We start from the raw sequence: 14,207 nt of genomic DNA on the forward strand, positions 1-14,207 counted from the left end.
TCGCTCTCTGCATGCCGGTGCACCACCCGCGTTACCGTGCGTAACCGCTCTTCACTGCGTGTCGTGCCAACTCACGCCGCTTGGTGAGGCGTTGCGAGAAGTGTGCCATGCGCCGTCTCAAAGGGACATGTCACTGTGCACTTTTCAGAGTGGCCCTTGCCAAGGTGTTCGCGCCGGGGCGATAGTGGAGAGCGTGACTCCGCCCGCATCGTTAGGAACTGAAGCCACCCGCGGCCGACTTGGTGCCTGCACCAAGGGCCGGGCGCACGGTGGCGAGCCCTGTGTCACCTTCACCCTCGCCGCGACGCCGAGTTCCGTGGCGCGGGCAAGGCGGCTGACGCGCGACAGGCTCGGTTCCCTCGCGGTCGGCGACGACGCCTGCGACATCGCGGCGCTCGTCGTGTCCGAGCTGGTCACCAATGCGATCGTGCACACCGGAAGCCGTACCGTCGTCTGCGAGATCTGCACGGGTGCCGACACCGTGCGGATAGCCATACGCGACGAGGGTCACGGCGCGGGAGTGCCACGGCCGGGCCTCAGGGGGCCCGACGAGGAGCATGGGAGGGGACTGCTTCTCGTGAGCGCCGTGAGCAGCGCATGGGGTGTCCAGGACTTCGGATCCGGCCTTTCGGTGTGGGCGGAGCTGCCAAGATCTCCCGATCCGGCGGCTTGCTCCTTCGGAGTGGAGAGCTTCGGTGTCGACGCGGCAGGCGGGTTCGACGCGGCGGCCTTCGATGTGGACGACGGCTCCGCCGCCTGAGCCCGTCCGGGTGACCGGCGGCTCGCGGGCCGGATGACGGTGAGGCGAGTGCGACCAGTACGACTAGAGCGACGAGAGCGACGAGAGATGCGGCCGGGGGATATGTGAGCGCGGGGTCAGTGCGGCTGTTCGAGCTTGACACCTTGGTACGGCTCTCGCGAGAGCGGGAGCGGGCGGTCGGACGGCGGGTCGTGAGTGTGCAGCCAGTGGCACGGCTCGCCGTCCCCGCCGGAATGCAGCAGCCGCTCGGCTGCGACGCGGTGGCCATACCGGCGGAGTTCGGACCGCATCTGCTCGCACGGCTCCCCCGCGTGGGCTGTGTGTACGAGGACGGGCCGCGCTGGTGGTGGATCGTGCCCGCCGACTCCGACGTGGCCCTGGAGTGGCCGTCCTCGGCGTACTACTCGCGGGGGGCCCTGCTGCCGCCGGACTCGATGCGGGAGCCCGTCCTGGTGCACCGCCCGGAGACCCCCGAGGGCCCCGGGAACGCCGCCCCCCACACCCCGTACACCCCCCCGATCCCCCTGTACCTGGCCCTGTGCCGGATGGCCGGGGCCGTGCCGGGGTGGGCGAGCGCGGTCCGGGCCTGACCCGGGGACGCCTCAGGGGTGCCGCCACACCCTGCCCACACCCGAAGGGCGCCGCGCGGTCGACCGCGCGGCGCCCTTCGCCGTGTTCCCCCGTGCGGGGCCGCATGCCCATGTGGAGCCGGGTGCCCGCGCGGAGTGGTATGCCCGCGTGGAGCCGCATGCCCGTGTGCCGCCGTCTGCGGCGGGCGTCAGGAATCAGCCAGATCCGCTTTGCCTCGTACGATCACCAGAAACGCGTCGGTCGACAGGTCCATCACGACTTCCGCGCGCTGGCCCTCGCTGCGCCGGTCCCGCGCGAACTCCTCCGCGGGCCAGGATCCGCGCGGTCCGCCCGCCGGAAAGCTCTCCAGGACGACTCGTCCGTTCATCATGTTCTCGATCCCCCGTGTACGTTCTCGTTCTCGTTCCCCGTGTGCGAGTCGACATCGACTGCGAGTCGACATCGACTCTGCACCGGGTAGAACGCGCAGGACCCCCCTGAGGACTCGCAACGTGACGCAACCGACACCGAGTTGGGGCCGTACGGAGGCGATTGTCACGCCGCGTGACAGCTCCGGTCGCCGTGCCCGGCGTCAGTAGTCGTACTCGTCGTACTCGTCGTGGTACCGCACCCGGTCGCTGCCCGCCGGTGCGCCGAGGGCGGAGGCGCGGCCCTTCGGTTCCTCCCACTCCTCCTGGCGGCCGAGGGCGGTGAGGTCGAGGAGGCTGGTGGTGGAGCCGAGGCCGTCGAGGCCGCGGTCGAACGTCGAGTACGTGTGGAAGACCTGGTCGCCGTCGCGCAGGAAGCAGCTGATCCCCGGCCGGTCGGTGATCCGTCCGGCGGTGTCCGTGTACGACGCGGCGAAGTCGCGGTTGAACTCGTCGCCGCACGCCGAGAACCACGGCACGACCCAGCCCATGCGGGCCTTGAACGGCAGGATGCGGGTGAACGGGGCGCGCGAGACGGCGACGAAGGTCGTGCCGCGGGCCCGCAGGTGCGCGAGATGGCCGATCTGGTCGAGGAACGCCGAGCAGCTGCGGCAGCCCGCGTCCCACTCGGGGGCGAACATGAAGTGATAGGTGATCAGCTGGTCGCGGCCTTCGAAGAGGTCGAGCAGCGTCGCCTTGCCGTCCGCGCCGTCGAACAGATACTCCTGTGGCACCTCGACCATCGGCAGGCCGCGCCGCTCCGCGTTCAGCCGGTCGCGGGCGCGGGTGGCGGCCTTCTCCTTCGCGAGCAGGCTCTCGCGCGCGGCCAGCCACTCCGCGCGCGTGACGATGTGCGGCAGTCCCATGGCGCATTCCTCCGGATCCGGACCGCGGTGCGCGGCTCCCGGAAGGGCTGACCGGATGTCTCACAAGAACTCATCGGAGCTGTACGGGATTTCTGAATTTTTTTCTCAGCGAGGCGGACGCGGCAGGTCAGCGAGGCGGACGCGGCAGGTCAGCGGTGCGGACGCGGCAGGTCAGAACACCACCGGCAGCGCGAGCAGCCCCCGCGACCGCATCGAGGGACGCCACCGCAGCTCCTGCTCCGGCACGCCGAGCGCGAGCCGCGGGAAGCGTTCGAGGAGCGCGCCGACCGCGACCGTCAGCTCCAGGCGGGCCAGCGGCGCGCCCACGCAGTGGTGGATGCCGTGGCCGAGCGCGAGGTGCCCGCCCGCGTCCCGGGTGATGTCGAGGCGGTCCGGGTCGGGGAAGCGGCCGGGGTCGCGGCCCGCGGAGCCGAGGCCGAGGAACACGGTCTCCCCCGCGGACACGGTCACCCCGCCGATCGTGACGTCCTCGCGGGCGAACCGCCGGATGGAGAACACCGCCGACGTGTCGTACCGCATGAACTCCTCGACGGCGCCGGGGAGGCGTGCCGGGTCGGCGCGCAGGGCGGCGAGCTGGTCGGGGTGGGTCAGGAGGGCGAGCACGGAGTTGCCGATGAGCTGTACGGCGTTCTCGTACCCGGCGAAGTGCAGCAGGAAGGCGAGCGACGTCAGCTCGTCCTCGCCGAGCCGGTCGCCCTCGTCGCGGGCGGCGATCAGGTCGGAGAGCAGGTCGTCGCCGGGCGCCTTCCGCTTGTCCGCGACGAGACCGGTGTAGAACCCGAGCATCGCGACGACCGCCTCCTTGGCGCGCTGCGGCCGCGCGGGGTCGGGGGCGATGAGGGCGTCGGTCCAGTCCGTGAAGTCGCGCCGGTGCGTGGCGGGCACGCCGAGGAGGTCGCAGATGGTGGTGATGGGCAGCGGCTCGGCGTACGCCGCCACGAGGTCGGCGTGGCCGTCGCGCTCGACGGCGTCGAGGAGCCGGTCGGCGGTGTGCCGCACGGGCGCACGCAGCTTCTCGACGCGCCGCCCGGTGAACGCCTTGACGACCAGGCGCCGGATGCGGGTGTGGTCGGGCGGGTCCATGTTCAGCATGTTCGCGTCCAGGGCGGGCGGCAGTGAGAAACCGCGGTAACTGCCGGGCAGAGCATGCTTCTTGTGCACCGAGAGCCGCTCGTCGGCGAGGGCGGCGCGCACGTCGTCGTAGCGCGTCACGAGCCAGGCCGGGCTGCCGTCGGGCCCGCTGACGCGCCGCACCGGGGTGCTCTCGCGCAGCCGCGCGTAGGTGCCGTAGGGGTCGGTCATGAGCCCGTCGTTCATGAGCCCGTCGTTCATGAGCGCGTCGTTCATGAGCGCGTCGGGAGGAGTGGAAGCCGCGGGGTTCGCCATGGGGCCAGCCTAGGAAGCGGGGCCGTGTGGGGGAGCCGCCGGGTGCCGGAGCCGCCGCGAGGGGGAGCTGGCGCGTCCGTCGTCCGTCCGGGCCGGGGACGGCCTCACCCGTCGTACGTCTGGATCCGCGTTCCGTGTCCCCGCTCGACCAGCGCGGGCAGCCGCTCCTCCAACTCGGCGACCACGGCCGGTACGTCGACGGTGAGCAGTTCGCGGTCCCGCATCAGGACACGGCCGTCGACGATCGTCGTCAGGACGTCGGCGCTGCGGGCACTGTGCACCAGGGTCGCGGCGAGGTCGTGCACGGGCTGGGTGTGCGGCCCTGTCAGGTCGACGAGGACGAGGTCGGCGCGGCGGCCCACGGCGAGGGAGCCGATCCGGTCGCCGAGGCCGACGGCGCGGGCGCTCTGCAGGGTGGCGTGGTGCAGCGCCTGCCGGGACGTCAGCCAACGGGGGTCGCCGGTCGTGGACTTCTGCACGAGGGCGGTGAGCGCCATCGCCTCCCAGACGTCGAGGGAGTTGTTGGAGGCCGCGCCGTCGGTGGCGAGGCCGACCGGGATGCCGAGGCCGGCGAGGGCCCGTACGGGGGTCGGGTCCCAGGCGAACTTCAGATAGCCGCGCGGCGCGGTCGCGACGGCCACGCGCCCGCCGGCCGCGGCGAGGAGGTCCAGGTCGCTGTCGACGATGCCGGTGCCGTGGGCGATCAGCACGTCGGTGTCGAGCAGGCCGGTGCGGTGCAGGACGCCGATGGGGGTCACGCCGTGCCGGGCGAGGCTGTGCTCGGTCTGGGCGCGGCTCTCGGCGGCGTGCAGATGCACGGGCAGGCCGTGCGCGCGGGCGAGTTCGGCGGTGGCGGCGAGGTCGGCGTCGTCGACGGTGTACGGGGCGTGCGGGGCCAGACAGGTGGTGACGCGGCCGTCGGCGTCGCCCCGTCGGCGCAGCGCGAAGTCCAGGGAGGCCGCGCGCCCCTCGGGCCCCTGGGAGGAGAAGTAGGCCTGGCCCAAGCTGGCCCGCAGCCCGGTCCCGGCGACGACGTCGGCGACGGTGTCCATGGCGAAGTAGTGGTCGGCGAAGGTGGTGACACCGCCGCGGATCATCTCGGCGCAGGCGAGCCGCGCGCCGAGTTCCACGTCGCGCTCGCCCAGGTTGGACTCGATGGGCCAGATGTGGTCGTTGAACCACTCCTCCACCGGCAGGTCCTCCGCGATGCCCCGCAGGGCCGCCATCGGGGAGTGGGTGTGGCAGTTGATCAGGCCGGGCAGCAGGGCCCGGCCACGGGCGTCGATGCGTTCGGCGGCAGCGAGGCCGGACACGGCGGCCGTGGTGGTGATGCCGTCGATCACACCGTCGCGTACGACGACGGCGGCGTCCTCGGCGAAACCGACGCGTTCGGCTTCGTCATGGACGAGGGCGGTGCAGCCCGTGACGACGAGGTCGGCGGGGCCCGTGCCGACGAGGTCGGCGGGGCCGGATGCGGCAGGCACGGTCATCCGTTCACGGTACGGGGACTGCGCCGTTCCCCGCCCTGTCGCGGCGGGCGATTCCCGGGCACGCTGGCGGGAGCCGTCCAGCGCGTGCGGACGACGACTTCCCACCGCACTGCCGCACCACCGCATCACCGCTGCCGCATCACCGGCACCACCGCATGCGGACGGCAGCCGCCCACCGGCGCGCGGGCGGAGTCCGCACGCCGTTACCCCTTGAGGGAGAGTAGGGAGCCGCCCACATGCTCCTCGGCACCTGGAACCTGGAGAACCTCTACCGTCCCGGCGGCCCGTCCGGCCCCCGCGACAAGGCGGCGTACGAGGCGAAGCTGGCCGCGCTCGCCCGCACGGTGCGCGCCCTCGACCCGAGCCTGCTCGGCGTGCAAGAGGTCGGCGACCCGGCGGCGCTCGCGGATCTCGCGGGGATGCTCGACGGCACCTGGCACACCGCCCTGTCGGAGCACGCGGACGACCGGGGCATCAGGGTCGGCTTCCTGAGCCGTCTTGAGCCGGAGGTGGTCGCGGACGTCGCGGCGTTCCCGGCGGCGCTGCGGCCGGTGCAGGGCGACGACTCGGGGCGGCAGGTGGGGGCGGCGGGCCGGGGCCTGTTCGCCGTGCGGGTGACGAGCCGTGCCCTCACCCTGGACGCCGCGGTCTGCCATCTGAAGTCGAAGCTCCTGACGTACCCGGGCGGCCGGTTCCAGCCGCGCGACGAGGGCGAGCGGGCCCGCGTGGGGGCGTACGCCCTGTTCCGCCGCACCGCCGAGGCCGTGACGCTGCGCGCGCTCGCCGACCGGCTCCTGGACGGCGACGGGCGCATGCACGACGTGGCGGTCCTCGGCGACCTCAACGACGAGGTGGCCGCGGCGACCACCCAGCTCCTGGTCGGACCGCCGGGATCCGAACTCGGCACGCCGGGGTACGGCAGGCCCGACAAGGGCGACGCGACGCGGCTGTGGAACGTGGCGCCGCTGATACCGGCCGAACGCCGCTTCTCACGCATCCAGTTCGGCCGCCGCGAACTGATCGACCACATTCTCCTGAGCCATCGCCTCACCGCCCGGGTGACGGCGACCGGCGACGCGGGCACGGGGCTGCCGGACGCGGAAGCGGCGCCCGACCTGCCGTCGGTGGGCGCCGATCCGCGGCAGCGCAGGGACGCGGCGGGCTCGGACCACGCACCGGTCTGGATACGGTTCCGCCCCACCTGACCCCGCGCCCCGGGCCCCGGGGTCAGCCGCGCGGCACGACCGTCGAGAGGACCCCCGGCAGCGGGTACCAGTCCGACGACACGACGCTGGCGTGCCGCCCCGCGAGGAGGGCGACCCGGTCGCGGGCCTGCGCCTCGGTCGGCCGGACGGCGTCGATGGCGGGCGCGACGCCGTGGGCGTCGGTCATGACGACGAGATAGCGGCGGTCCGCGTACCACTTGGTGTCGACCGTGCCGCCCGCGTACGTCGACGCGGACCCGTCGAACAGGACGAACCAGGGCCGGATGGAGGCGTCCGTGTACCGCGTGCGGGGGTCACCGGCGGCGGCGCCGAGGACGGCGGGGAAGGCGGCGGCGTCACCGAGGCGGCCCGCGGCGGCGAGGTCGCGCAGGTGCGTGGCGTACTCGCGGTCGGTCCACAGGGTGTCGGCCGGGTTGCCCTGTTCGACGGTGCCGGGGATGAGCTCGACGACGAACTTGCCCGCCAGTTCGGACCGCGCGGGCCAGCCCTTCGCCCGCACGGCCTCGTCGAGGTTCGCGCTGCCCGCGGCCAGCTGTCCCGGCCGGTACAGGGCGTCGCCGAGCTTCGCGCGCAGGAGGGCGTCGAGGTCGGCGGGGCCGCGGCCGCCCCGGCCCTGGAAGCCGTCCTTCAGCTCGACCTTCACCAGGATCGGCCGGTGGCCGGGGTGGGCGTCGTGCCAGGCCTTCATGTCGGCGAGGCACCCGTCGAGCCGCTGGTCGCGCGCCTTCGTCCGCAGCTCCTGGGGGCGCTGCGCGTTCTCGCAGTTGTTGTCGTTGCCGACGGGGTTGCTGTGCGAGACGCGCCAGCCGCCGCCGAAGACGTTGGTCCACACGTCGATCTCCAGCATCGCGGCACCGGAGTCCAGGGCGTCGGCGAAGTAGGGGTACTTCGTCTTCTCGTACGCGTTGTGGACACCGACGCCGGTCGTGGCGGCGTACGAGGAGTCGGCGGCGGTGGGCGCGGGGCCGCCGTCGGCCAGGGCGGGCGGGGCGGTCGCCAGGGCCCCGGCGGTCAGGGTCCCCGCGGCGAGGGCGCAGGCCGCCGCGAGGGCGCGCGCCCTCCCCCGAACGGCTGCCGCCGTACGCGTCCTCGTCGTCACACGTTCCGTCACTTCGCGCACCGTCGTCCCCTCCGCCGCACCCGTCAAGTACCGGGAAACGTAGGGGATGCGCGTGTCGGGACGGAAGACGGCGCTTTACGGTCAGGCCTCGTGGCGCGGCGGATCGCGGTGGTCCCGGTCCTCTACTGTGAGCGGCCGTCGAGCTTCCGCACGAAAGGCGGCATCCCCCTCATGGCCCTCACCCTCACGCTCACCGGCCCGCGCCTGGCCCTCGCGACCGCGGCGGCCGTCCTCGCGATCGGCGCGCCCACGGCGTACGCGGCCCTCGACAGCGACGAGCCCGGCTCGGCCGACCGGCGGCCCGCCGCGTCGGCGGGCAAGGAGACCGCGGCCACCACGCCGCCCCGCGGCAAGCCCTTCGTCGAGACCCGCCTGTTCTTCGGCACCGAGCGCCCCGACGGCGGCCCGGACGTGACGGACAAGCAGTTCATGAGGTTCATCGACAAGGAGGTCACGCCCGGCTTCCCCGACGGCCTGACCATCCAGCGGGGCCGGGGCCAGTGGAAGGACAGCAACGGCAGGATCGAGCGCGAGCGGTCCTACGAACTGATCCTCCTCTACCCCACCGCCGAGGCGAAGAAGCGCGACGTCCTCATCGAGGAGATCCGCTCCGACTACGAGAAGCAGTTCGCGCAGGACTCGGTGGGGCGCCTGGACGACCGGGCACGGGTGGACTTCTGACCCCTGGTCCGCCAGGGGACGACTCGGGTGGGCCGCGTCCGCCCGGGATCGACCTGGGTGGGCCGCGTCCGCCCCGGGCGGCCCACCGGGCACCGGTTCCGTCCCTCCCCGCTAGCCCAGCCGCACGTCGCCCACCGTGTGGGCCTGGATGACGTTGCCGTGCTGCACGCCGCCGCTGATGCTGTTGTGCACGACGCCGCCCGACCCCTCGGACCCGTCGGCGGGGGTCAGCTCCGCGAGCAGGGCGCGCAGTTCGGCGGCGGCCTCGGGGTCGGCCCGCAGGGTCCGGCGCAGCCGGTTGCGCCACTCGGCCTGGACGTCGGCGGCGGCGTCGGCGTCCTCGGCGTCCCGGGCCGCCACCAACTCCTCCCGTGCCTCGTCGAGTTCACCGGCGACGGCGTCCTCACCGCCGGCGGCGCCCGCGGCTCCCGCGGCGCGCCGCCGCGAGAAGAACCCCACGACCCGCTCCCGCGCGGCCGTCCACCCGTCCCCCACCATCGACTGCACGAGCGCCGTGGCTCCGGCCGCCGCGAGGGCTGTCAACTCTGCGTCCACCGGGTCTCCTTGGGTACGTCCTGTGCTCTTCGCGTGTTCTGGAGAGCCAACGGTAGCGGCCGGAGCCGTCTCAGGTGGCGAGGAGGACCGTGAAGGCTCCCACCGGATCCGTGTCCGGTGGGCCCTCCGGCCACCAGTCGGTGCCGTCGGCGGCGGGTTCGCCCCGGTACGGGTACCAGTGGCCGTCGCGTCCGTAGCGGAGCTGGCGGGTGCCGGTGGGGTCCGTGAGGCGGTTTCGGTCGATCGTCATGCGGGGCAGGCCTGCCGTCGCCAGGGCTCCCCGGGCGCGGTCGAACGGTCCCGCGGGCGGGTCCCACGCGGTTTCCAGGACCGCGAGGCCCTCCTCGTCGCTCTGGCGCCAGGCCGCCGCCGCGCGGGAGAGGTCGGTGGGGGTGCGGCCCACCGACCGTGCCAGCTCGGCGAACCGGCGACCGAAGGTGTGCCGGCCCGAGAGGCCGGGGTGCGACGCGGCGAGCCGGATCGCGTCCTTCCAGGGGTCGGGGTCCGCGAAGGGCGGTGCGCCCCGCGTCAGGTGGGCGTGGGCGCGGGCGGCCGTGTCCGCGGCGAGGAACTCCAGGGCCGCGAGGTCCGGGGCGCCGGGGGCGGAGGGCAGGAGGGGGGCCTCGCCGGGGCGGGCGGGGGGTGGCAGCGGGGGCGGGAGCGGCGGTCGGTGGTCGGACGCCAGGGCCTCGCGGGCGAGGACGCCGGGGAGGGGCGGGGGTTCGGCGGTGGAGCTGCCGGGGCCGCCGGGACCGCCCTGGCCGCCCTGACGGCCCTGACCGGCCGGGGTCTCCTCGGTCGCCGCGCGGGCGTTGCGGTGGGACAGCTCGTCAAGGAGGTGCCGCTCCTCGCCGCCCCGCAGGAGGAGCAGGGCGAAGGGGTCGGCGTCCAGGATGCGGGCCGTCTGGTACGTGAGGGCCGCCGCGTGTTTGCAGGGGTGGCCGCGGTCGGGGCAGGTGCAGGAGGAGATCAGGTCGCCGCGGCCGGGGAGGAGCCGGGCACCGGCCCGGTCGGCGGTGGCCGCCAGGGCGTGCGGCATGTCCCTGGCGAGCAGGGACACTAGGTGCCCGGGGTCCGCCGCGGCCGCGTCGAGGAAGCGGTCCCAGTCCTCGGGGGTGAGGGTGCGCATGCGGAGTTCGGCGCGGTAGGGGCGGGGGCGGCTGCCGTGGACGTAGGCGACGATGCGCCCCGGTTCGACGGTGATGGTGTCGACGTGCCCCGCACGCGCGTACGCCCGACCGCGGGCCAGGCGTGCCGGGTCCAGCGCGGACTCCTCCAGGGCGGCGATCCACGCGTCGCCCCACCAGGTCGACGCGAAGGGCGCCCCGGGGTCGGTGCGCGCGGCGAACGCCGGGAAGACGCGCGCCCGCCCCCCTCCGACGCTGCCGCGCGCGTCCCGTCGCCCTGCGGCAGCGCCCGGACGACGGCCACCACCACGCCCACCGCCGACACCGCCGTCCGCGCCACGGCCGCCACCGGCGCCCCGCCCTGCGGCGTTCACCGTGCCCGCCTCAGCGTCACCAGGTCCGCGAGTTCCGCGTCCGAGAGTTCCGTCAGGGCCGTCTCGCCCGCGTCGCCGAGCACCGCGTCCGCGAGGGCCTGCTTGGCGGCGAGGAGTTCGGCGATGCGGTCCTCCACCGTGCCCTCGGTGATGAGGCGGTGGACCTGGACGGGCTGGGTCTGGCCGATGCGGTACGCCCGGTCGGTCGCCTGGTCCTCGACCGCGGGGTTCCACCAGCGGTCGTAGTGGACGACGTGGCCCGCCCGGGTCAGGTTCAGGCCCGTGCCCGCCGCTTTGAGGGAGAGGAGGAAGACCGGTATCCCGCCCGCCTGGAAGCGGTCCACCATCGTCTCGCGCGCGGCCACCGGCGTACCGCCGTGCAGCAGCTGCGTGGGGACGCCGCGCGCGGCCAGGTGGGCTTCGAGGAGTCGCGCCATCTCCACGTACTGCGTGAAGACGAGCACCGCGCCGTCCTCGGCCAGGATCGTGTCCAGGAGCTCGTCGAGGAGGTCCAGCTTTCCCGAGCGGGAGCCGGAGCGGGGGCGGACCGCGCCCGAGCGGGCGGCGGCGCCCTCCTTGAGGTACTGCGCCGGGTGGTTGCAGATCTGCTTCAGCGACATCAGGAGCTTCATCACCAGGCCGCGGCGCGCGATGCCGTCCGCCGTCTCGATGCGGGCGAGCGTCTCGCGCACCACCGCCTGGTAGAGCGCCGCCTGTTCACGGCTGAGCGGGACCGGGTGGTCGGTCTCCGTCTTCGGGGGCAGTTCGGGCGCGATGCCAGGATCGGACTTGCGGCGGCGCAGCAGGAAGGGGCGGACGATGCGGGACAGGCGCGCCACCGCCTCGTCGCTCTCGGCGGTCCCGCCCGTCTCCGCCAGCCGCGCGTGCCGCGCCCGGAACGCCTTCAGCGGCCCGAGCAGCCCCGGCGTCGTCCAGTCGAGCAGCGCCCACAGCTCGGAGAGGTTGTTCTCCACGGGCGTGCCGGTGAGCGCGACCCGGGCCGCCGCGGGCAGGGTGCGCAGGGCTCGTGCCGTCGCCGCGTACGGGTTCTTCACGTGCTGCGCCTCGTCCGCGACCACCAGGTCCCAGTCGCGGGCGGCCAGTTCGGCCGCGCTGGTGCGCATCGTGCCGTACGTGGTGAGGACGACGGCGCCCGCGGGGATGTCGTCCAGGCTCCGGCCGGGGCCGTGGTAGCGGCGGACCGGGACGTCCGGCGCGAACCGTTCGATCTCCCGCTGCCAGTTGCCGAGCAGCGACGTCGGGCACACGACGAGGGTCGGTTCGGGGCGCGCCCGGTGCAGGTGCAGGGCGATCAGGGTGACGGTCTTGCCGAGCCCCATGTCGTCGGCGAGGCAGCCGCCGAGGCCGAGCGCGGTCATGCGGTCCAGCCAGGCGAGGCCGCGCAGTTGGTAGTCGCGCAGGGTGGCCCTGAGCGCGGGCGGCTGCGGCACCGGACGCGGCTCCGCGACGAGGCGTTCGCGCAGCCCGGCCAGGGCGCCGGCGGGCACGGCGGCGACGCGTTCGCCGTCCACCTCCGCGGTGCCGGTGAGCGCGACCGTCAGGGCGTCCACCGGGTCGAGCAGGCCGAGGTCGCGCTTGCGTGCCTTGCGTACGAGGGCGGGGTCGACCAGGACCCACTGGTCCCGCAGGCGCACGATGGGGCGGTGCGCCTCGGCCAGGGCGTCCATCTCGGCCTCGGTGAGCGGAGCGGCGCCGCCCTCGCCCTCGGCGCCGAGCGCCAGCTCCCAGCGGAACTCCAGGAGCTGGTCCGCCTTGAAGAAGTCGAAGTTGTCCGCCGCGGTGCCCGGCGCGGGGCGCACCACTGCCGTGGCGGTGAGGTCCCGTGCCAGCTCGCGCGGCCAGTGGACGTCGACCCCGGCCGCCCCGAGCCTGCTCGCCGCGGCGCCGAGGAGGTCGTACAGCTCCTGCTCGGCCAGCGGGAGCACGTCTGGGCGCGGGCGGTCGAGGAGCCGCCCGACCGGCGGCCAGACCCGCGCCGCGCGACGCACCGCGAGCAGGGTGTGGGCCTTGGCCCGCGGCCCGAAGTGCTCGGCCCCGGACCAGAGTTGCGCGGCGTCGACGACCAGGGTGGGGTCGGCGAGGCTGTGCACCTGGAGCACGGCGGCGGCTGCGCCGGGGGCACCCGCGATTCCGGCGGCCGCGCCGGGGGCACCCGCGGTTCCGGCGGCCGCGGCACCGCCGTAAGCCGCGGTGTTCCCGCGGGCCGTGACGTCCCCATGAGCCGCAGCGTCCCCGGCGGGCGGGGTGATCCTGGAGGCCGGGGTGATCCTGGAGGCCGGGGTGTTCCCCGAGGCCGGGGTGTTCCCTGAGGCCGCGGTGGCCCCCGAGGCCGCGGTGTTCCCGCGAGCCGCGACATCCCCATAAGCCACAACGCCCCCGGAGGCCACAGCACCCTCGGCAGCCGCGGCACCTCCGGAGGCCACAGCACCCCCGGAGGCCTCGGCGCCCCCATACGCCGTGACGCCCCCGGAGGCCGGGGTATCCCCGGAGGCCCCAGTGGCCGCTGAGGCTCTGGCGTCAGCTGAGGCCGCGGCGTCCCCGGTGGCTCCGGTTTCCCCCTCCGCCCCGGCGTCCTCCGCGTCGAAGAGGTCGTGCGCCCGCAGATCCACCCGCAGGGACACCCGCACCCCGACGTCCTGCCCGGCCGCCACCTCCGCCGCCCACTCCCGCGCGGCGAGCAGCGGCTGCGGCTCGCGCGCGGCGAAGGGCGCGCCGACGGCGTACGCCGCCGCGGGTGTGCGCGGCAGCGTGTCGACTACCGCGTCGACGAACGCCCTGACCAGGGCGTACGGCTCGGGGAGCCGCAACGGCGGGCGGCTGCCGGGCAGCGGTACGGCATGCGCGTCGGCGGGCATCGCGGCGGCGATGGCCCGCAGCTGCGCGATGTCGTCGGCGTCCAGCGGGCCCGCCCGCCACGCGTCCACGTCCGCACCGGTGAGCCCGGGGAGGATCTTGCCGCGGGCGGCCAGGTGCAGGGCGTGCAGGGCCGCCGCGTGCCAGCACGCTACGGCGGGGTGCAAGGCCCGGGGGCGCGCGGCACCGGACCCGCCGGTCCCGCCTGACACACCGGGCGAACCTGACACACCAGCCCTGCCTGACACACCGGGCGAACCTGACACACCAGCCCTGCCTGGCGCGCCGAGCGTGCGTGACCCACCAGGCCCGCCGGACGCACCAAACCCACCGGTCGCACCGGGACCACCAGGACCACCAGGACCACCAGGACCACCAGGACCACCAGACCCACTGAAACCACTAGGCCCACCAGGCCCACCCAACAACACCCCGACCGCCTCGGTCACCGGCGTGAGCAGCGCGGGGACGGCATGGCGTCGTACACCCGCGCCGTGCCGACGCACGACAGTGATCTCACCCCGCGTCCAGGAGCCCTCGTCCGGCCCCGGCAGCCCCGGCAGCTCCCCGCCGTCCGGACGCCACCACGCGATCCGGCCGTCCCGGGGCACGTGCGCCGGAAGGAACACGGCGGCGCAAGGACGGACGAGCGCGGCAAGCTCAACGCGCTCGGCGCGCGCAACGCGCTCGACACGCTCGGCGACGCAGTCGACATCGGCCGCCGCCATC

At 74.6% G+C, this 14,207-nt stretch carries 12 protein-coding genes; 4 read left to right on the forward strand and 8 right to left on the reverse strand.

The features are described 5' to 3' along the window. Positions 1 to 193: 193 nt before the first annotated feature. Together GPA10_RS19965 and GPA10_RS19970 are read left to right on the forward strand one after the other, a co-directional pair. Positions 194 to 760 (forward strand): ATP-binding protein, encoded by a 567-nt coding sequence (locus GPA10_RS19965; RefSeq protein ID WP_241845506.1) that lies wholly within the window; start codon positions 194 to 196, stop codon positions 758 to 760. Between the two features lie 191 nt (positions 761 to 951). Continuing rightward, a complete protein-coding gene (locus GPA10_RS19970) occupies positions 952 to 1,350 on the forward strand; it encodes a hypothetical protein (protein WP_343041121.1) in 399 nt (132 codons plus the stop codon). A gap of 188 nt (positions 1,351 to 1,538) precedes the next feature. Here GPA10_RS19970 and GPA10_RS19975 read toward each other — a convergent pair whose 3' ends face one another. From GPA10_RS19975 to GPA10_RS19990, 4 genes are all read right to left on the reverse strand, one after another. Next, positions 1,539 to 1,721 carry a hypothetical protein gene (locus GPA10_RS19975; RefSeq protein ID WP_157166666.1) on the reverse strand — a complete coding sequence of 61 codons (183 nt, stop codon included), beginning with the start codon at positions 1,719 to 1,721 and terminating at the stop codon, positions 1,539 to 1,541. Between the two features lie 201 nt (positions 1,722 to 1,922). Continuing rightward, positions 1,923 to 2,624 (reverse strand): DUF899 domain-containing protein, encoded by a 702-nt coding sequence (locus GPA10_RS19980; protein WP_058851624.1) that lies wholly within the window; start codon positions 2,622 to 2,624, stop codon positions 1,923 to 1,925. Positions 2,625 to 2,795: 171 nt separating this feature from the next. Beyond that, positions 2,796 to 3,962: a cytochrome P450 family protein gene (locus GPA10_RS19985; protein WP_157166761.1), complete on the reverse strand. Its 1,167-nt coding sequence runs from the start codon at positions 3,960 to 3,962 to the stop codon at positions 2,796 to 2,798. 173 nt (positions 3,963 to 4,135) lie between these two features. Continuing rightward, positions 4,136 to 5,521, reverse strand: coding sequence for an amidohydrolase (locus GPA10_RS19990; RefSeq protein WP_157166667.1), 1,386 nt, complete (start codon positions 5,519 to 5,521; stop codon positions 4,136 to 4,138). Between the two features lie 236 nt (positions 5,522 to 5,757). On the opposite strand from GPA10_RS19990, the gene GPA10_RS19995 reads away from it, so the two are divergent. Then, positions 5,758 to 6,726, forward strand: coding sequence for an endonuclease/exonuclease/phosphatase family protein (locus tag GPA10_RS19995; protein ID WP_157166668.1), 969 nt, complete (start codon positions 5,758 to 5,760; stop codon positions 6,724 to 6,726). Positions 6,727 to 6,748: 22 nt separating this feature from the next. Here the strand turns inward: GPA10_RS19995 and GPA10_RS20000 are convergent, their stop codons facing one another. Next, the gene (locus tag GPA10_RS20000; protein ID WP_058852008.1) at positions 6,749 to 7,762 is read right to left on the reverse strand and encodes a phosphatidylinositol-specific phospholipase C domain-containing protein; all 1,014 of its coding nucleotides are present in this window, start codon (positions 7,760 to 7,762) and stop codon (positions 6,749 to 6,751) included. Positions 7,763 to 8,038: 276 nt separating this feature from the next. On the opposite strand from GPA10_RS20000, the gene GPA10_RS20005 reads away from it, so the two are divergent. Beyond that, positions 8,039 to 8,548, forward strand: a complete 510-nt coding sequence (locus GPA10_RS20005; protein WP_157166669.1) for a DUF3574 domain-containing protein — start codon at positions 8,039 to 8,041, stop codon at positions 8,546 to 8,548. Positions 8,549 to 8,659: 111 nt separating this feature from the next. Here the strand turns inward: GPA10_RS20005 and GPA10_RS20010 are convergent, their stop codons facing one another. From GPA10_RS20010 to GPA10_RS42565, 3 genes are all read right to left on the reverse strand, one after another. After that, a complete protein-coding gene (locus GPA10_RS20010) occupies positions 8,660 to 9,103 on the reverse strand; it encodes a hypothetical protein (protein ID WP_058851628.1) in 444 nt (147 codons plus the stop codon). A 70-nt stretch (positions 9,104 to 9,173) separates the two neighbouring features. Beyond that, positions 9,174 to 10,604: an SWIM zinc finger family protein gene (locus GPA10_RS43395; RefSeq protein ID WP_343041122.1), complete on the reverse strand. Its 1,431-nt coding sequence runs from the start codon at positions 10,602 to 10,604 to the stop codon at positions 9,174 to 9,176. Further along, a complete protein-coding gene (locus tag GPA10_RS42565) occupies positions 10,601 to 13,645 on the reverse strand; it encodes a DEAD/DEAH box helicase (protein WP_246259482.1) in 3,045 nt (1,014 codons plus the stop codon). Before GPA10_RS42565 ends, GPA10_RS43395 begins: the two co-directional genes overlap by 4 nt. Between the last annotated feature and the right edge of the window lie 562 nt (positions 13,646 to 14,207).

It is taken from the genome of Streptomyces typhae (assembly GCF_009755605.1).
GTDB classification, from domain to species: domain Bacteria; phylum Actinomycetota; class Actinomycetes; order Streptomycetales; family Streptomycetaceae; genus Streptomyces; species Streptomyces typhae.